Raw genomic sequence first — 18,893 nt, forward strand, 5'->3', positions numbered from 1 at the left:
GTGACTGATGCTAAGGCTGCCCTTCGACCTCCTGGACGCCTTCGAGCGGAGGAATCCAGGGAAAACGGCGCTTGGTCCAGATCTGCCGCGCGGGCCGTCCCAGTTCGTAGCGCTGCTTCAGCGCACCAACGCGCAATGAATAGCTTTGCGGATGCTCGGCCGCACAGGAATAGACCGGTCCGCCGCAGTTCTCGCAAAAGGCGTGGATGCGCCTGGCGCCGCTGTCGGCGATCTTGAGATAGCGCTTGGGATTTCCCCGCAGAAGACGGAACTTATCCGCGGGCGCGGGGATATTCACGCGAAAGGCGGAACCCGTCTGCATCTGGCAGTCGGCGCAGTTGCAGATGGCGGCGGTGCCGGGCTCGACCTCCGCTTCATACGCGATGGCGCCGCAATGGCATTGACCTTGGACTTTCATGTCTCCTCCGGGCGAATAGCATGGGACATTGAACGGCCATTATTCACCTTCTCCCGGCGCCCCGCGGTGGCCCCTCCCCGCGTCATTTATGCATAAAACGCAACTGTTTATCGAAATAGATTGATCTTGTAATCAATCGCGCTGCCCTCCTATCCTTGACGCCTCATAGCGCAGGGACCGCAACAGAGCGAGGAGATAAACATGAGCGCAGTCTTGCAAGAACCGTCATCCGCCATGAGCCGGGTGCCCGCGGACGTGGACCTGGTGGAGTACTACTACGAACAGGGATTCAGCGATGGCCTGCCCGTCGTCCCGCCCACGCGGGAAAAGGTCGACGCCATCGTTGCCCGTCTCGGCGGCGATCCGGCCTTCGTCGAAGCGCGCATCGCGCCGCGCTGGGGCGAACTGACCCGGGAAGTGCTGGCCATCAACATGGTCATGGCGGGATGCAGGCCCGAGTATGCGCCCGTCGTGCTGGCCGCCGTCAAGGCGGTCACGCAGCAGGCGTTCAACCTGAACGGCGTGCAAGCCACCACGCATGTCGCCTCGCCCCTGATCGTGGTGAATGGCCCGCTGGCCCGCGAAATCGGCATGAATGGCGGTTGCAACGCCTTCGGCTCGGGCAACCGCGCCAACGCGACCATAGGGCGGGCGCTGCGCCTGGTCATGCTGAACGTCGGCGGAGGATGGCCCGGCGATCTCGACAAGAGCACCCTGGGCCATCCCGGAAAGTACACCTATTGCGTATGCGAGAACGAGGCGCAAAGCCCCCTCGCCCCCTATCACGTCGAGCACGGCTACAAGCCCGAGGATTCCACGGTGTTCGCCCTGGCGGCCGAAGCCCCGCACAGCGTCACGAACCACATTTCGAACGATCCCGAAGGCATATTGGACACGATGTGCTCGGCGATGAACACCATCGCTTCCAACAGCGCGGTGCTGGGCGGACATATCGCGGTGGTGCTGGGCCTGGAGCATGCCCAGACCATCGCCAAGCATGGCTGGTCCCGCGCCGACATCCGCAACTACCTGTTCACCAATCACGGCAACCGCTTTATCGAGCTCGCCTACGGACACCGGTACGGCAAGGTCTACAACCGGAACATCCCCAAATACTACAAGCGCGAAGACGAGACGCGGATTCCCATCGTCCACAGCCCCGACCACATCCACCTCTTCGTCATGGGCGGCGAAGCGGGACGGTTCTCCGTGTTGATACCCGGCTGGGGCCATATGAGCACGCCCGTGCTGCAACCCATCGAAGGCAGCGGGGCCGGCGGCAACGGCGCCGAATGCGTAGGCGGCGTCTGCGCGCTCTGAACATCCGGATCCATGGAAAGGAGATCGACATGTTGATGAACACCACTACGAACACCGATACGAACACGAACGAAGTCGCGGTTTTCGACCCGCGCGGAAACCTGCGCTTCGAAAACGTGCCTACCTCCGCCCGCAGGAAAGACCTGCGCAAGCTTCGCCTGGGCATCCTGGACAATTCCAAATGGAACGCCAACAAGCTGCTGCGCGGCGCGGCGGCGGCGTTGGGCGAGGACATAGAATTCGAGGCGGTGAACTACTACGTCAAGCACAGCTTCTCGAAAGACGCCGCGCCCGAATTGATCGAGAAGATCGCCGCCGAAAACGACGTGGTGCTCACGGCCATCGGCGACTGCGGCTCCTGCTGCTCGGCCTGCGTGCGAGACTCGATCGCCCTGGAAAAGCTGGGCATCCCGAGCGCGGTCATCATCACAACCGAATTCGTGCGGGAGACCGAGCTGACCCGCCAGGCGGTGGGCATGAAGTCGCTCGAACCCGTGGTCATCACTCACCCCGTCAGCTCCATCACCGCCGAGGAAGTCGCCCAGCGCGTCGCCCAGATAAAGGAACAGGCCCAGCAAGTCTGGCTGGGCACCAAGGCGCCGCTTGAAATCAAGGTCGACCTGCAATAAGCGGGCAGCCCTGAACGGCAAGCCGCACAAAGGATCAAGACCATGGGCGCACTCGATCACCTGAGGGTCCTCGACCTCTCGCGCGTGTTGGCGGGACCCTGGGCCAGCCAGACGCTGGCCGATCTCGGCGCCGACGTCATAAAGATAGAAAAGCCGGGTTCGGGCGACGATACCCGCGCCTGGGGCCCGCCGTGGGTGGAAGATGCCCAATGGGGCGAAGTCCCGCAATCGGCCTACTTCGTCAGCGCCAACCGCAACAAGCGCTCGGTCTCGGTCGACATCGGCCATGCGGAGGGACAGCGTATCGTCGCCGGGCTGGCCGCCCGATGCGACGTCGTCATCGAGAACTTCAAGGTGGGCGGCCTCAAGGCCTATGGCCTGGACTACGGGACATTGAGCCGGGACCATCCCGGACTCGTCTATTGCTCGATAACGGGCTTCGGGCAGACGGGCCCCTACGCCAATCGCCCCGGCTACGACTTCCTGATCCAGGGCATGGGCGGCCTGATGAGCATCACCGGAAGACGAGACGGCGAAGCCGGGGCGGGTCCGCTGAAGGTCGGCGTCGCGCTCACCGACATTCTCACGGGCCTCTATGCCACGGTCGGGATCCAGGCGGCGCTCGCCCATCGCGACCGCACGGGCAAGGGGCAGCACATCGACATTTCCCTCCTCGACGTGCAGGTCGCCTGCCTGGCCAACCAGGCCATGAACTTCCTGGCGAGCGGCAACCAGCCGCCGCGGCTGGGAAACGCCCACCCCAACATCGTCCCGTATCAGGACTTCCCCACTCGCGACGGGCACATCATCGTCACGGTGGGAAACGACGCCCAATTCCGCCGCTTCGCCGACGCGCTGGGCGCGCCGCAATGGGCGGACGATCCGCGTTTCTCCACGAACACCGCCCGGCTGTCGTCCAGGGATGCGCTGATTCCGCTGATCGATGCGCGGATGCGACTGAAGTCCACGGCGAACTGGCTGGAGATACTCGAGCAGGCGTCGGTCCCCTGCGGCCCGATCAACCAACTGGCGGACGTTTTCACGGACCCGCACGTCCTGCACCGGGGCATGAAGATCCCGCTCCCGAATGGCGGCGGGGGCAGCCTCGATATCGTCGGCAGCCCCCTGCATATGTCGGAAACCCCCGTCTCCTACCGATCGGCGCCGCCCATCCTGGGCGCGCATACGGAGACCGTGCTGGCGGAACTGCTCGGCTACGACAGGACCAGGATTCTGGCGCTGAAAAACGAGGGAGTGGTATCGACCATGTGAGCATCCATCCGTCCTGCCATAAGAACAAAGGAGACAACAATGACATTCACCAAGGAAATACCCGGCGCGGCCAGCGCCGGCCGCCGGCGCTTCATCGGATCGGCGGCATGCCTGGCGGCAACCGTTTTCGCATCGGGCGTCCGGGCCTCGGCAGGCTATCCCGCCCAAAAGCCCATCCGCCTCATCATCCCCTACCCGCCCGGCGGCCCCACGGATGTCGTGGGCCGGATCGTGGGGCAGGCGCTGGCCGAGCGCGTGGGCCAGTCGGTCATCGTCGACAACCGGCCCGGCGCCAGCGGAATGATAGGCGCCGACCTGGTGGCGAAGGCCGCGCCGGACGGCTATACCATCATGATCAACGTGTCCGGCCAGCTCGTTAACCCGGCGCTGTACGCCAACATGACGCACGATCCGCTCAAGGACTTCACGCCGATCACGGACGTCGCCAGCACGCCGATCCAATTGGTCGTCAGTGAAAAGCTGCAGGTCCGCTCGGTCGCCGACCTCGTCAAGCTGGTCCGCTCGGAACCCGGCCGCCATAGTTTCGCCAGCTCCAGCACGGGCACGCCCGGCCACCTGGCCGGCGAACTGTTCAAGTCGGCCGCCAAGCTGGATGTGCTGCACGTTCCCTACAAGGGATCGGCGCCCGCGCTTACCGATGTCATGAGCGGCCAGGTCACGTACATGCTCGACTCCATGCCCTCCTCCATCAATCTCGTGAAAGGCGGAAGGTTGCGGGCGCTCGCCGTCACCTCGGCGCAGCGGGTGGACGTCCTGCCCGACGTGCCGACCCTCACGGAACTGGGCTATCCCGCCGTCGACCTCACCAGTTGGTACGGGCTATGGGCGCCCGCGAAGCTGCCGCAGGACATCGTCGATCGCCTGTACGCGGCGGTCAGCAGCGTCTTGGCGCAAGACGACGTCAAGAAACGCTTCAGGGAAGTCATGGCGCAGGGCGTCGGCGACACGCCCAAGGACTTCAGCGCATTCTGCATCAGCGAATCGCGGCGGTATGCCGCCATCGTAAAGTCCGCCGGCATAAAACCCCAATAGATCCATGACCACGAAAAAGCACGCAAGCCTCGTCATCCTCGGCTCCGGGCCGGCCGGCTACACGGCGGCGGTCTACGCCGCCCGCGCCAATCTGAAACCGGTCCTCATCACCGGGCTGGCCCAGGGCGGCCAATTGATGACCACCACGGACGTCGACAACTGGCCCGCCGACGACGCCGGCGTACAAGGTCCGGACCTGATGCAGCGATTCCAGAAGCATGCGGAACGCTTCGACACGGAAATCCTTTTCGATCATATCGAAGGCGTCGATCTTTCCAGCCGCCCGTTCACCCTCAAGGGGGATTCCGGCTCGGCGTATAGCTGCGATGCGCTGATCATCGCCACGGGCGCCTCGGCGAAATACCTGGGACTTCCCTCGGAACAGGCCTTCATGGGGCGAGGCGTGTCCGGTTGCGCCACCTGCGACGGATTCTTCTATCGCGGACGGGACGTCGTCGTCGTGGGCGGCGGCAACACCGCGGTGGAGGAAGCGCTGTACCTGTCCAATATCTGCCGGACGGTGACGGTGGTGCATCGCCGCGACAGATTCCGCGCGGAACCGATACTGGTCGACAGGATGATGAGGAAGGTGGAAACCGGCGGCATGCGGCTCATGCTGTTCCGCGAATTGGACGAAGTGCTGGGCGACGACTCAGGGGTGACGGGCGTGCGCCTTTCCGGCACGCGAACCGGCCAAAGCGAGGAGATGGCGGTTGCAGGCGTCTTCATCGCCATCGGCCATCACCCGAATACGGCGATCTTCGAGGGGCAGCTCGACATGGAGAACGGCTACATCCGGACCCGCGGCGGCCTGGCGGGCGCCGCGACCATGACGTCCATACCCGGCGTCTTCGCCGCCGGCGACGTCCAGGACCACGTATACCGCCAGGCAATCACCAGCGCGGGCAGCGGATGCATGGCGGCGCTCGACGCCCAGCGTTTTCTCGAAACACGGAATGCCGGCGCCTGAAGGCCTGAAGCATAATCCGGAAGACCCGCGATTCGCGGGCAGCCGAAGGAGACACGCCGTGGGTATCGACCTTGTTCCCGATCTCGGTGCGCGGGAATTGCAGGCCATCTGCACCATCGCGGAGTGCGGCAGCTTCATGGCGGCCGCGTTGACGCTCGACATGTCGCAGCCCGCGCTGACACGAACCGTCCAGCGCGTGGAGAAGGCGGTGGGCCTGGAGCTCTTCCATCGATCCACCCGCCGCATCGAAGTCACGGCCGCCGGCCAGGAATTCATCGCCCTGGCCAACCGCATCCTGGGCGACCTCAGGATCTCGTTCGCCAACATGCGCGAGATATCGGACGAACAGCGGGGGCGGGTCGTGGTTTCCGCGGTCATGTCCGTGGCCTATACCCACCTTCCGACGATCATCGGCAGCTACCGCAAATCCCGGCCCAGGATAGAACTGCAGGTGCGCGAGGGCGTGCACGGCGTGGTCATGGAGGACGTCCGCAGCGGCGTCGCCGACCTGGGCCTGGGCTACATCGACGAAGTCGGGCCGGCATTTTCCGCGGCGCCGCTGAGCCTCGTCGCCTTGCACGTGGTCATGCCGCGGGGACATGTCCTGTCGACATGCCCGGAAATAACCATAGACCAACTGGAAGGCTATCCGCTGATCGTGTTGCCGCGCGAAGCGCACACGCGGCGCCTGCTCGACAGCCGCGCGGCGGTGTCCGGGCTGCTGCTGGAACAGGCGGTCACGGTCCATCACTTCGCGACCATGATGCAGTGCGTCTACGCCGGCGTCGGCCTGGCCATCGTTCCCGGCGGCGCGGTGCCGGCCGCGCTCCAGGCCGACCTCGTCTCCCGGCCGCTGCAACTGCCGGAACTGACGCGGACCATAGGCACCATCGCCATCAAGGAAAGAACGCTGACGCCCAGCGCCGCCGGGTTTCTCGCCCACCTGCGGCAGGCGTGGCCGGCGATAGAGGCGTCCTTGGCGACCGCGCCTGCGTCAAGGACGGCCAATATCAATACCAATACGGCCTAGCGGCCACCCTTCCCCTGCCTCCGCCTATTCCAGATGCGGATGACGATCCGCCAGGCGCTGGCGGCGCTCGCGCAGGGAGGCCAGCCTCTCCTCCAGTTCCGCGATCTCGGCGTCGACCTCCTGCACGGTTTCCTCGATGTGGTCGTAGGCCTGTTGCAGCAGGACCTTGGCCTCGCGCTTGTTGGCGGCGTTCGGCGTGTCGCCGCGCAGCGGGCGGTTGGCGGTTTCGGGCAGGAAGAACGAGGTCACCAGGCCGATGACGGCGGCCACGATCAGGTAGTAGGCCGGCATCATCACGTCGTTCGTGCCCTCCACCAGCCAAGCCGCGACGGTCGGCGTCAGGCCGGCGACGATGATGGCGACGTTGAACGCGCTGGCCAGCGCACTGTAGCGGATGCGGGTGGGAAACAAGGCCGGCAGGGTGGAGGCCATCACGCCGGTCATGCAGTTCAGCAGGACCGCGATGAGCAGCAGGCCCAGGAAGATGAGGCCGACATTGTCGCTGCCGATGAAATGGAAGGCGGGGATGGAAAGGATCAACAGGCCGACGCTGCCTATCAGCAGGAAAGGCTTGCGTCCCACCTTGTCGCTGAGAAAGCCGACGATGGGCTGCACGAACAGCATGCCTATCATCACCACCACGATGATCAGCACCCCATGCTCCTCGGAATACCCCAGGCTGCTCGACAGGTAGGTCGGCATGTAGGTCAGCAGCATGTAGTAGGTGATATTGGTCACCAGCACCACGCCGATGCAGATCGACAAGGCCTTGCGATATTTGAGGAAGATCTCCTTGAAGGACACGGTGGGCCGCTCCTTCAGCGCATCGCGGTCTTCCTTTTCGAGTTTTTCCAGTTGCTGGGTGAAGGCCGGGGTTTCCTCGGCGGCGTGCCGAAGATACAGGCCCAGCAACCCCAGCGGCCCGGCCACGAAGAATGGCAGGCGCCAGCCCCAATCGAGAAAGCGCTGCTCCGCCAGCGTCGTGTGCAACAGCACCACCAGCCCCGCCCCCAGCACGAAGCCGGCGATCGATCCGAAATCCAGCCAGCTACCCAGGAAGCCGCGCTGGCGGTCCGGGGCATATTCCGCGACGAAGATGGCAGCGCCGGTATATTCGCCGCCGACCGAGAAACCCTGGGCCAGCTTGCACAGCAACAGCAGCACGGGCGCCCACAAACCGATGGCTTCGTAGGACGGGATCAGCCCGATGCAGAAGGTGCTGATCGCCATGATGACGATGGTCAGCGACAGCACCTTCTGCCGCCCGAAGCGGTCCCCCATGACTCCGAAGAAAACGCCGCCGAGCGGGCGGACGAGAAAAGGCACGGAGAACGTGCCCAACGCGGCGATCGTCTGCACCGCCGGCGAGGCTTCCGGGAAGAACACCTTGCCCAGGGCCGTGGCGACGAAACCGTAGACGCCGAAGTCGAACCACTCCATGGCGTTGCCGAGCGCGGCGGCCGTGACGGCTTTCTTGAGTTTGGTGTTATCGATGACGGTGATGTCGTCGATCTGCAAGGGCTGGACCGGCGATGGACTGACGGACTGGCTCATGAGACGCTCCTTGTCGATATACCCAGATGCGCGGCGAAAAGCGGCAAGAATCTGCCGCCTGCGCTCCGTTCGACATGCCCGGCCATGGCGTGCGGCCCCGATCCCTTCCTTCGAGTATGCCCTCCTTTGGGCTTTCGGCGTTATGACACGCCTTCAGATACTGTTACTGGCGTATACAGGCGACGCCCGCGAAAATCAGAGGGCCAGGAGGTCGTGGCTCGATACGACAATGAGGGCGACGCCTTCGTCTTCGCCGACGGAGACGAGCTTGTGCGGCGACGAGGAATTGAACTGGACGCAATCCCCCACGTCGAGCAGCTCTTTTCTCGCGCCGATGGTCAGTTCCAGGCGTCCGCTCAGCACATACAGGATTTCCTCGCCGTCATGATGGCTGAGGATGCGCTTGCGGGCCCGCCCGCCGTTGAACTTGCCGGGGCGGATGACGAAGGCCCGCATCAGGCGGTCGCCATTGGCGCCGGCGACGAGCGTCAGGTATTCGTCGCGCTCGTCGGGCGCCGCGTCCCTGGCCCTTATCAGCGAAATTTCCTCCGCCTGCTCCGGCTTGCCGAACAAGCGATCGACGTTGACGCCCAATGCATGGGCCAGCTTGAACGCGGTTTCGATCGAGGGCGTCGAAATGCCCCGTTCCACCTTCGAGATATAGCTGCGGGTCAACCCGCAGGACTGGGCCAACTGCTCCAACGTCAACCCGGCCTGGACTCGTAGAAGTTTTAGTTTTAAAGCCACTCGTGGACCCTCGAGGACAAATTGCCGCGATGCGCAAACCTGCGTACGGGGAAAACCCGGGAATTGTACGCAGAATCCTCTCCAAGCCCATCTGCCGCCCTGGGCCTCCCGCGCGAGCGGGCGCCAGGCGCGGCATGCCACCGTTATTGCATCAAGCGCCCCTCGGCCGTGATCGCGGCCGGCCGTCCATCGATGAGCAAGGGCGCGCCCGTCATGGATCGCAGCGTATCCAGGTCCGTTCCCTCGACCGCCGCGTCTAGCCGAAAGCCCCGCGGCGTGACCGAGAGGATGCAATGGTTGGTGAAAACCCGCCGGACCACGCCCATGGCCGTCAAGGGCAAGCTGCACGCCTCGACCAGCCTGGCCGCGCCGGTCTTGGTGACGTGCTCCATCATCACCCATATCTGCTTCGCGCCGACGGCCAGGTCGATGGCGCCGCCGATCGCCGGCGGCGAACCGTCCGCGCGGCCGGTGCTCCAGTTCGCCAGATCGCCGCCGGAAGACACCTCGAAAGCGCCAAGCACGGCGACGTCGATGTGCCCGCCGCGCATCATCGCGAAGGCCAGGCTGGAGTCGAAATAGGCGCCGCCCTCGTTGATCGTGACCGGGCTCTTGCCGGCGTTGATCAAGTCGTAGTCCTCCAGGCCCGGCGCCGGCTTCGGACCGAGATGGAGTATGCCGTTTTCGCTATGGAGGATGACGTCGGAATCGTCCGGCAGATAATCGGCCACGGCGGTGGGCGCGCCTATCCCCAGATTGACGAATGCCCCCGCGGGCAGCGAGGCGGCCACCAGCCTTGCCAGGTTTTCGCGAGACAAGCCTTTCATACCGCCTCCTGCAGGAAAACGCGGTCGACGAAAATGCACGGCGTGACGATGGCCTCCGGGTCGAGCGCGCCCGGCGCCAGGATCTCGGCCACCTCCACGACGACGGTTTCGGCCGCGGTCGCCATCACCGCCTGATGATTCCTCGCCGTCTTGTTATAGACGACGTTGCCCAAGGTATCGGCCGCCCGCCCCCGCAACAATGCGAAGTCCGCCTTCAGCGGAACTTCCAGCAGATAAGGCTTGCCGCCGACTTCGATGATCTGCTTGCCTTCGGCGAACCGGGTGCCTACCCCCACCGGGCTGAGAAAGCCGCCCAGGCCGGCGCCGCCCGCGCGGATCCGCTCCACCAGGGTGCCTTGCGGCACGAGTTCCAGCTCCACGCTGCCGGCGCGATACTGCTCGGCGAAGGCTTCGGCGTTCCTGGGATAGGAACAGACGATCTTCCGGACGATGCGCGCCTCGAACCAGGCGGCCAGGTCCACGCCGCCGGCGCCCGCATTGTTGGATATCACGGTCAGGTCACGGACGCCGGCGTCGAGCACGGCCGTGATGAGACGACGCGGCAAGCCCGCGCCGCCAAAGCCGCCGACCATGACGACCGCCCCGTCCCGCATGCCCTCGATCGCGGCATCGGGCCCCGCTACAACCACGTTCCTCACGTCACTTCCCCTGTTCAGTACTGGGATAATCCTTCAGCAGCCCCTTGCCGATCCGGTCCAGCAGCAATTGCCCGGTGCCGTCCGTATAGGCGGAGAACCGCAGTTCGGCCTGGTGCATGGCCAGCCGCATCCCCGAGGTCGCGCCACGGGCGCCGACGCAGCGCACGCACTGGTCCAGTCCCCAGATCGCCGTGTCGACCGCGAACTTCTTGGCCTGCGCGGCCAGGGTGATGGCGGCATCGCCGCTTTCGATACGCTGCGCCGCCAGGACGGCCAGCGCGTTGGCCGCCTCCAGCCGCGTCGCGACCTCGGCCAGCTCCCAACGCAGGCCTTGATGGTCGAGCAAGGACTGCCCGAACGCCGTCCGCTGGCGGCAATAGGCAATGGCATCGCACAGCGCCGCGTGCAGCGTCGCCGTGCACATGGCGGCGACGTGGACCCGCGCCGCGGTGATGGAAGCGAGGGAAGCCTTGAACGCCTCCCCCGGCGCATTGAACATGGCCCAATCGGGAACGAAATGCCGGTCGAAGACGAGCTCCGCGCAACGGAACGAGTGGCCGCCGACAGACGGCATGGGCCGGCGCGCATAACTGCCGGACGGCGCCGACATATCGACCAGGAAGCTGGCGATCTGGCCGTCCTGCGTTCCGCTTCCCTTTACCTTCGCCAGGACGAGGGGACAATTCACCACGGCGCCGTTCGTTACCCAGGCCTTGGAGCCGGAGATCAGCCAGCCGCCGTCGACCCGCGCCGCCTCGGTGCGCAAGGCGCCGAGATCGCTGCCTGCCTCGGGCTCGGTGAGCGCCGGAGCGCCCAGCAATCGGCCGCGCATGAATCCCTCCAGCAACGCCGCGCGCTGGGTGTCCGAACCGCTTCGGGCCAGGCGCGTCACGGAGCCCTGCAGATTGTTCAGCGCGAAAGCCGTGGCGAAGCTATGCCGCGCGACTTCCTGGGCAATCCGGATCTTGCACGGATAGGAAGCGCCATGGCCGCCCTGCTCGCGCGGCACCTGCAAGGATAAGAAGCCCTCCCCCGCCCAGTCGTCGATCAGCGACGACGCATAGGGCCTGCCCTCGATAAAGGCGGCCAGCGGCTCATGCGCCAGGCGCTCGTCGCAGAATCGGCGCGCGCGCCGCACCAGTTCGAGCTCCCGCTCCGTGAGCAAGGCATCGAGCTGCGCGTAGAAGCCGGATGAAGAAGGGATGCGCTGTGTCGTTGGCAATGATGCGCTCATCGCTGGCCTCGGTGGATGGGACCCGGTTGATCGGACTCAGTTGATCGGATTCAGTTGATCGGAATATGGGCGTCGGCCACGAATTTCTTCCAATAGGCGATTTCGCGGACGACGTCGTCATGAAAAGACGTGGGCGTGGAACCCGGAATGGAGGCGGCGCCGATGGCGGCCAACTGCGCCTGGAAGGCCTGGTCGTGCGCGAGGACGTCGAGCGCCTTGCTCAGCCGCCCGACCACCGCGGCCGGCATCCCGGGCGGACCGGCGAGCCCGAACCACGGCGACAATTCCATGGGCCTGGCGCCCGCCTCCGCCAGGGTCGGCACGTCGGGAAAGGCCGGGGAACGTTCAGGCGCCGCCATGGCGAGGGGCTTGAGCATCCCGGCCTTGACCTGCGTCGCGATGGTGGCTTCGGTAAAGAACCCCACCTGCACGGTTCCGGCGATCAGGTCGGTGATGGGCTGCGCGCCGCCGGGGTAGCTGACGAAGGTCATTTTCACGCCATTGTCCAGATCGAACAGCTCGCCGCCGATATGGGAGGTGGCGCCGTAGGTGCCGCCGAAATTCAACTCGCCGGGGTGCGCCTTCGCGTAGGCGATAAGCGCCTTCACATTGGACACCGGCAACTTCGGATTCACGACGAGCAGATTGCGTTGCTTGGCTATCTTGCCGATGTAGGTGAAGTCCTTCTCGGCATCGTACGGCAGCGTCTTGTTGAGCGCGACGCCGCGCGTCTGCGACGATTCGACGCCCACCAGCAAGGTGTAGCCGTCGGGGCGCGAGGTCGCGACGATGCGGGCCGCGATGACGCCGCCCGCGCCGCCGCGGTTCTCCACGATCACCGACTGGCCGAGCTGCTCGGCCAGTCCCTTGCCGATGATGCGGGCGATGATGTCCGTCGGACCGCCCGGCGGAAACCCGACGAGCAGGCGTATGGGTTTGCCGGGATAGTCGTCCGCGGCCCTGGCGATGCCTATCGTCGCCGCCAGGGTGCAAACGCCCACGGCGAGTACACGTGACCATCCGAATCTCATGAACTTCCCCTTTTTGGTCCAGGCCGCGCTCCTGGGCGCGGTGAGGAGAAGTATGTTTGCTTAGAACACTTTGTGTCATTAGGGAAACTACCGACACTTTGCGTTCATGCGATATAAATGCCCTTATTCGATCGCCAGAAATCCTACTTTCTTATTTATTATCAATATATTAATTAATTTCTCATGAAAAAATAAGGGCTAAACGAACGTACCACTCACTGCTTGAAATAGAAGACGACCGGTCTATAATTCGCCGCATGGACACAAAATCACCCGCCACCCGCCGTGGCCGCCGCAGCCAGGCCGATGCCGCGCTCGCCGTCGTCGAAACGCGCGCCATCCTCGTTCGCATCGGCATGGAGATGCTGACCGAACAGGGGTTCAGCGCGACCGGACTCGACGCCATCCTGAAACGCGCGACGGTGCCCAAGGGGTCCTTCTATCACTACTTCAAGAACAAGGAAGACTTCGGGTTGCAGGTCATGCAGGCCTATGACGAATACTTTCGGAGAAAGCTCGATCGCTGGCTGCTCGACGACGGCGTCGATCCGTTGCGGCGGATTTTCAATTTCGTCGACGACGCCAAGCTGGGGATGGCCAGGCACGGCTTCTCGCGCGGTTGCCTCATCGGCAATTTCGGCCAGGAAGTGGGCACGCTTCCGCCCGCCTACCGTGGCTACATGAACGAAATCCTCCAGGCCTGGGAAGCGAAGGTGGCCGCCTGCTTCGCCCTGGCGCGCGACGCGGGCCAGATCAGGAAGGACGCCGACTGCGCGGCGCTGGCTCGCTTCTTCTGGATAGGCTGGGAAGGCGCGGTCTTGCGCGCCAGGATGATGCGGGAGCCCGGCCCGCTCGATATCTTCATCCAGGGCTTCGTCAATGGCGTCACGCCGTAGCGGACCGCCGAACCACAACGAATTCATCACCGATACGGAGCTGAAAGTGTTCAACGCAATCTTGATCGACAAGAATGACCAGGGCCAGCAGGCCACGCTGCAATCGATTTCGGAAGACCGCCTGCCGGAAGGCGATGTATTGGTCGAGGTGGAATACAGCACGCTCAACTTCAAGGACGGCCTGGCCATCACCGGCAAGGGCCCTATCGTGCGCAGCTTCCCCATGATTCCCGGCATCGACTTCGCCGGCGTGGTGCGGCAAAGCACGCACCCGGACTACGCGGCCGGCCAGCGCGTCATCCTCAACGGCTGGGGCGTCGGCGAACAGCATTGGGGCGGCCTGTCCCAGCTCGCCCGGGTCAAGGGAGACTGGCTGATCCATGCGCCCGAGGGCATCTCCACGCACCAGGCGATGGCGATCGGCACGGCCGGCTATACGGCCATGCTTTGCGTCATGGCGCTGGAGAAAGCCGGCGTCACGAAGGACGCCGGGGACGTCCTGGTCACCGGCGCGAACGGGGGCGTCGGTGGATTCTCCGTCGCCATCCTGAACAAGCTCGGCTATCGCGTCATCGCCGCCACGGGGCGCCCCCAGGAAGCGGACTATCTGCGCAAGCTGGGCGCGGCCGAGATCATCGACCGGGCCACCTTGTCCAACCCCGGCAAACCCCTGCAAAAGGAAAGATGGGCGGCCGCCATCGACTCGGTGGGCAGCCATACGCTTGCGAACGTGTGCGCCGCCACGAAGGCCGATGGCGCGGTGGCCGCCTGCGGGATGGCCCAGGGCCTGGACTTCCCGGGCTCCGTCGCGCCCTTCATCCTGCGCGGCGTGAAGCTGCTGGGCATCAACAGCGTCACGCGTCCGCGCGCCGAACGCGAAGCGGCCTGGGCAAGGCTGAGCCGCGACCTGCCGCCGGAGGCAACCGGCGATATCGGAAAAGACATTCCGTTGAGCGCCGCCATCCAGGCCGCGCACGATCTGGTCGCCGGGCATATCCGCGGACGCCTGGTCGTCGACGTGAACGAATAGGCTTGCTGCCATTCCCACGCCGCGCTCGTCCGCAAGGCCGGGCCACGAACCACGGGCCACGCCATTCCGTAGAGACGGAGATAGACAATGAGAATTGCCGAACTCATCACGGCCACCCTGGCCAATTTCGGCGTGGAGCGAATTTTCAGCGTCCCGGGGGAAAGCTTTCTCGGGCTGCTGGACGCCCTGCACGATGAGGCGCGAATCGATCTGGTCACCTGCCGCCACGAAGGGTCGGCGGGACTGGCCGCGGTAGCGGACGCCAAGCTGTCCGGTAAGACCGGCGTGGCCGCGGTCAGCCGCGGGCCCGGCCTGTTCAATGCGTCCATCGCCCTCCACGTAGCCGAGCAGGAAGCCATTCCGCTTATCCTTCTCGTCGGCCAGGTCGATCTTCCGAACCTGGACCGGGGCGCGGTGCAGGAAGTCGACACCCGGGTCTCGCTCAATTGGGTCATCAAGGGAAGCTACCGGATCGCGCATCCGGCCACCGCCGCCGAAGTGCTGCGCAAGGCGTTCGCGCTCGCAACCTCGGGGACGCCGGGCGCGGTCATAATCGAACTGCCCGAGGACGCGCTCGAATACGAGGCCGCCCAGGCGGCGCCCTTCCCCGCCGCCGTCGCCGCCGACACCCTCGCGGAACCGGCGATCGACACATTCGTCTCGCTGCTGGAAGGCTGCGAACGGCCCCTGCTGCTCGTCGGCGGACAGAACCGGTCGGACGACTTCCGGCATGCCCTGGCCCGATTCGCCGGCAAGTTCGGCCTGCCCGTGGTCGCGGCGAACAAGCAGCAGGACCAGTTCTCCAACCGCCATCCCAACTGGGCGGGACAACTGGGCTTTTTCCCTTCCCGCGAACATACCGCGCTGCTGGGCGAGGCGGACTTGATCGTCGCGCTGGGCACGCGGCTGGGGGACCTGTCCACGCTCGGTTTCAATTATCCGAGGCAGGCCCCTCCGCGCCAGAAACTCGTGCACGTTCATCCCGACGCAGCGGTCCTGGGCGCGCGATTCGAAACGGACCTGGCCGTGGCCGCCGATGCCGGCGCCTTCGTGCGCCGAATGCTGGACACCGCCTATACGCGGGCCCTGTCCTCCGGCTGGAGCAGCCAGATTTCGCACGCCCGCGAAACGCTGCATTATTGGCGAGGCGAATCCGCGCCCACGGCGGACGTGCTGGGGCACACGGTCCATGCGTGCTCCCGCTTTCTCTCTGACGATGGCATCGTCACCACGGATTCCGGCAATTTCGCGTCCTGGGTGCACCGGATCTACCGGCTGGAACCCACGAACCGCCTGCTGGGTTCGGCCTGCGGCGCGATGGGCTCCGGCGTGCCCGCCGCCCTGGCGGCGGCCTTGCGCTTTCCCGGCAGGCAAGTGACCGCCTTCTGTGGCGACGGCGGCTTTCTCATGAACGGGAACGAACTGGCCACCGCGGTCGAGCGCGATCTCGACATCAAGATCGTCGTCTCCAATAACCGGTCCTACGGCACGATACGAACCCACCAGCAACGCGCCTACCCGGGACGCGTCAGCGGCACCGACCTGCATAACCCGGACTTCCGCGCCCTGGCCAACGCATTCGGCGCCCAAGGCCTGCTCGTGGCCCATGCCCACGAGGCCGCCGCCATCGTGGAACAAGCCTACCGGCACCGGGGCCCGGTGCTGATCGAAGTGAAGTGCGACCCCGACTACACCGTCGCCCGGTCCATCGAAGCGGGATAGCGCCGGCGCAATGCCGTCCGCATGGACCACTTAACCGGAATTTTCATAGACCAAATCCAACCTCTCCCCTGACGCAGCCCTTGCGTCCATGTTTACCCTTATGGACCATTTGAGTCTTATTAGACACATTGTGTCCGTGGATGCCAATACCATCGAAGACAACGAACCGGCATCGATAACTCGGGAGACTCCATTGGGAATTTCGAACATAGTCATCGGTTTGGGAATAAGCCTGGCGTGCCTGCAATGCGCGCATGCGGGCGCCTCTTTCGATGCCATAAAGAAACGCGGCTATGTCCAGTGCGGCGTAACCACGGATCTGCCTGGTTTTGCGTACACCGACAGCAAGAGCAATTGGCAAGGCATAGACGTCGACACCTGCCGGTCCATTGCCGCGGCGGTCTTCGGCGACAAGAACAAGTCCAAGATCGTGCCGTTGACCACACAGGCTCGGTTCACGGCATTGCAGTCCGGCGAAGTCGATGTCCTGACGCGCAATACGACCCAGACCCTTACGCGCGACACTACGCTGGGACTGATCGGCGCGGGCGTGAACTACTACGATGCACAGGGGCTCATGGTCAAGAGCAGCCTGGGCGTAAAGAGCGCGAAAGAACTCAATGGCGCCACGATCTGCGTGTTGCCAGGGACCACGACAGAACTCAATCTGGCGGACTGGTTTCGCGGAAACGGCATCGACTTCAAACCGGTCGTACTGGATAAGTTCGACGAGGCGCTGCGTGCTTTCTCCGCCGGCCGATGCGATGCCGTCACCGCGGACAAGTCCATGCTGGCGGCCACGCGCACGGGCATGGGTGGGGAAACTGCGCTGACGATACTGCCGGAATCGCTCTCGAAAGAGCCTTTGGGACCCATGGTCCGGCAAGGCGATGAACAATGGTTCAACATCGTCCGATGGGTATTGAATGCGTTGCTCGAAACCGAGGAATACGGCATCACCCAGGCCAACGTCGACGAAATGACCAAGAGCGCCAATCCGAATGTGCAACGCATCCTGGGCGTGACGCCGGGAATGGGAAAAAACCTCGGTATCGATGACAAATGGGCATACAACATCGTCAAGCAGCTAGGCAACTATGGCGAAATATACGAGCGAACGCTCGGTGCCCGGAGCGCATTGAAACTGGACCGTGGGATAAACGCCCTATACACCCATGGTGGCGTCATGTACGGCTGGCCGGTGCGCTGATGCCGGCGCCAAGACGGTATTGAGGCGAGTCCGCCCGACTCCGAAAAAGGAACACCATGAAAGGCAAGCAGAATTCCGGCGTCCGCTTCGCGACGAAAGCCATCCATTACGGTTATGACCCGATAGCACACCAAGGCGCCGTGTCGCCTCCGATCTTCATGACTTCCACTTATGCCTTCGAATCCAGCGCCGAATTCCAGGCGGTGTTTTCCGGCGAAAGCGAGCGCTGTGTGTATGGCCGGCAGCAAAACCGGACCCAGCAGCTCCTGGAACGGCGCCTGGCCGCGCTCGAAGGCGGCGAAGACGCGATCGTGACGGCATCCGGCATGGGCGCCATTGCGTCCACCTTGCTGACGCTGTTGAAAGCCGGCGACGAGATCGTGGTCCACCACACGATCTACAACACCGCCGGCGCCCTGATGGACGAAGGCCTGCCGAAGTTCGGCATCAAGGTGGTTCGCGCCGACCTGAGCACCGAAGCCGGCACGCGCGCGGCGATCGGCCCGAATACCAGGATCGTCTACTTCGAAACGCCGATCAACCCGTCCTGCGAGGTGCTCGACATCGCCCGCCTGTCCTCGGCGGCGCGCCAGGTCGGCGCAAGGGTGATCGTCGACTCGACCTTCGCCTCGCCCGCGTTGCAGCGCCCGCTGGAACACGGCGCGGACCTGGTGGTCCATTCGCTGACCAAGTATCTCAACGGCCATGGGGACGTCCTGGGCGGCGCGATCATCGGCGACGCCGCCACCATGGATGCCATACGCGCTTCCGGGACCAAGTTCCTGACCGGCGCGACGCCGTCTCCCATGTCGTGTTTTCTCATACTGCGCGGCCTCAAGACCCTGGCGATAAGAATGGAGCGGCACAGCCGGAATGCGCTGGCCATCGCCGATTGGCTGCATTCGCACCCGGCCATCTCCAAGGTGACCTACCCCTGGCTTGCCTCGTTTGGCGGCCACGACATCGCGCGCCGGCAAATGTCGGCGGGCAGCGGGATGATTTCCTTCGAACTCAAGGCCGGTTTCGACGGTGTCGCGCCGATGATGGACAGACTGAAGGTGATCTCGCGCGGCATCAGCCTGGGCGACACCGACTCGTTGATCTACCACACCGCGGGAATGATACGGGCCAGGCAGGCAATCAACCCGGATCTGAAACTCAGCCCAGGAGTCACGCCGGAACTGGTGCGACTCTCCGTGGGCCTGGAAGACAGCGACGACCTGATCGAAGACCTGGGACAGGCATTGGCCTGACACGTCCCCGGCCATGTTATTTCTAGAGCCTGCCGGCC

The 18,893-nt window shown here is 64.5% G+C and carries 18 protein-coding genes; 11 read left to right on the forward strand and 7 right to left on the reverse strand.

The genetic code is table 11. From position 1 onward, the window contains the following. Nucleotides 1–10: 10 nt before the first annotated feature. Nucleotides 11–418 (reverse strand): GFA family protein, encoded by a 408-nt coding sequence (locus CAL29_RS18390; RefSeq protein WP_094854508.1) that lies wholly within the window; start codon nt 416–418, stop codon nt 11–13. Between the two features lie 201 nt (nt 419–619). On the opposite strand from CAL29_RS18390, the gene CAL29_RS18395 reads away from it, so the two are divergent. The 6 genes from CAL29_RS18395 to CAL29_RS18420 are packed head-to-tail and all read left to right on the forward strand — an operon-like array spanning nt 620 to nt 6,692. Continuing rightward, nucleotides 620–1,738, forward strand: coding sequence for a hypothetical protein (locus tag CAL29_RS18395; RefSeq protein WP_094854509.1), 1,119 nt, complete (start codon nt 620–622; stop codon nt 1,736–1,738). Nucleotides 1,739–1,773: 35 nt separating this feature from the next. After that, nucleotides 1,774–2,367: a UGSC family (seleno)protein gene (locus tag CAL29_RS18400; RefSeq protein ID WP_094856739.1), complete on the forward strand. Its 594-nt coding sequence runs from the start codon at nt 1,774–1,776 to the stop codon at nt 2,365–2,367. Nucleotides 2,368–2,409: 42 nt separating this feature from the next. Next, nucleotides 2,410–3,639, forward strand: coding sequence for a CaiB/BaiF CoA transferase family protein (locus CAL29_RS18405; RefSeq protein WP_094854510.1), 1,230 nt, complete (start codon nt 2,410–2,412; stop codon nt 3,637–3,639). A gap of 39 nt (nt 3,640–3,678) precedes the next feature. Next, a complete protein-coding gene (locus tag CAL29_RS18410) occupies nt 3,679–4,692 on the forward strand; it encodes a Bug family tripartite tricarboxylate transporter substrate binding protein (protein WP_094854511.1) in 1,014 nt (337 codons plus the stop codon). Between the two features lie 4 nt (nt 4,693–4,696). Further along, complete coding sequence (gene trxB / locus CAL29_RS18415; protein WP_094854512.1) at nt 4,697–5,662, forward strand: thioredoxin-disulfide reductase; 966 nt, start codon at nt 4,697–4,699, stop codon at nt 5,660–5,662. Between the two features lie 58 nt (nt 5,663–5,720). Next, nucleotides 5,721–6,692, forward strand: coding sequence for a LysR family transcriptional regulator (locus tag CAL29_RS18420; protein WP_256977562.1), 972 nt, complete (start codon nt 5,721–5,723; stop codon nt 6,690–6,692). A 24-nt stretch (nt 6,693–6,716) separates the two neighbouring features. Here the strand turns inward: CAL29_RS18420 and proP are convergent, their stop codons facing one another. The 6 genes from proP to CAL29_RS18450 form a co-directional block, all read right to left on the reverse strand. After that, nucleotides 6,717–8,246 (reverse strand): glycine betaine/L-proline transporter ProP, encoded by a 1,530-nt coding sequence (gene proP / locus CAL29_RS18425; RefSeq protein ID WP_094854513.1) that lies wholly within the window; start codon nt 8,244–8,246, stop codon nt 6,717–6,719. 195 nt (nt 8,247–8,441) lie between these two features. After that, entirely contained in the window at nt 8,442–8,993 is a 552-nt protein-coding gene (locus CAL29_RS18430) for a helix-turn-helix domain-containing protein (RefSeq protein ID WP_094854514.1), read from the reverse strand. A gap of 143 nt (nt 8,994–9,136) precedes the next feature. Continuing rightward, entirely contained in the window at nt 9,137–9,820 is a 684-nt protein-coding gene (locus CAL29_RS18435; RefSeq protein ID WP_094854515.1) for a 3-oxoacid CoA-transferase subunit B, read from the reverse strand. Then, nucleotides 9,817–10,479 (reverse strand): 3-oxoacid CoA-transferase subunit A, encoded by a 663-nt coding sequence (locus tag CAL29_RS18440; protein WP_094854516.1) that lies wholly within the window; start codon nt 10,477–10,479, stop codon nt 9,817–9,819. The genes CAL29_RS18435 and CAL29_RS18440 overlap by 4 nt, the downstream gene beginning before the upstream one ends. Before the next feature lies 1 nt (nt 10,480). After that, the gene (locus CAL29_RS18445; RefSeq protein ID WP_094854517.1) at nt 10,481–11,713 is read right to left on the reverse strand and encodes an acyl-CoA dehydrogenase family protein; all 1,233 of its coding nucleotides are present in this window, start codon (nt 11,711–11,713) and stop codon (nt 10,481–10,483) included. Nucleotides 11,714–11,763: 50 nt separating this feature from the next. After that, nucleotides 11,764–12,744 (reverse strand): Bug family tripartite tricarboxylate transporter substrate binding protein, encoded by a 981-nt coding sequence (locus tag CAL29_RS18450; RefSeq protein WP_094854518.1) that lies wholly within the window; start codon nt 12,742–12,744, stop codon nt 11,764–11,766. Between the two features lie 257 nt (nt 12,745–13,001). Here CAL29_RS18450 and acuR point away from each other — a divergent pair, with 257 nt between their 5' ends. From acuR to CAL29_RS18475, 5 genes are all read left to right on the forward strand, one after another. Beyond that, complete coding sequence (acuR, locus tag CAL29_RS18455; protein WP_094854519.1) at nt 13,002–13,640, forward strand: acrylate utilization transcriptional regulator AcuR; 639 nt, start codon at nt 13,002–13,004, stop codon at nt 13,638–13,640. A gap of 46 nt (nt 13,641–13,686) precedes the next feature. Then, nucleotides 13,687–14,670 (forward strand): acrylyl-CoA reductase (NADPH), encoded by a 984-nt coding sequence (acuI, locus tag CAL29_RS18460; RefSeq protein WP_094856741.1) that lies wholly within the window; start codon nt 13,687–13,689, stop codon nt 14,668–14,670. 87 nt (nt 14,671–14,757) lie between these two features. Then, nucleotides 14,758–16,392, forward strand: coding sequence for a thiamine pyrophosphate-dependent enzyme (locus CAL29_RS18465; RefSeq protein WP_094854520.1), 1,635 nt, complete (start codon nt 14,758–14,760; stop codon nt 16,390–16,392). Nucleotides 16,393–16,585: 193 nt separating this feature from the next. Next, nucleotides 16,586–17,602 carry an amino acid ABC transporter substrate-binding protein gene (locus tag CAL29_RS18470; RefSeq protein ID WP_256977851.1) on the forward strand — a complete coding sequence of 339 codons (1,017 nt, stop codon included), beginning with the start codon at nt 16,586–16,588 and terminating at the stop codon, nt 17,600–17,602. 56 nt (nt 17,603–17,658) lie between these two features. Then, nucleotides 17,659–18,855: a trans-sulfuration enzyme family protein gene (locus tag CAL29_RS18475; RefSeq protein ID WP_094854522.1), complete on the forward strand. Its 1,197-nt coding sequence runs from the start codon at nt 17,659–17,661 to the stop codon at nt 18,853–18,855. The last annotated feature ends 38 nt before the right edge of the window (nt 18,856–18,893 follow it).

Source organism: Bordetella genomosp. 10 (assembly GCF_002261225.1).
Lineage (GTDB): Bacteria > Pseudomonadota > Gammaproteobacteria > Burkholderiales > Burkholderiaceae_B > Bordetella_C.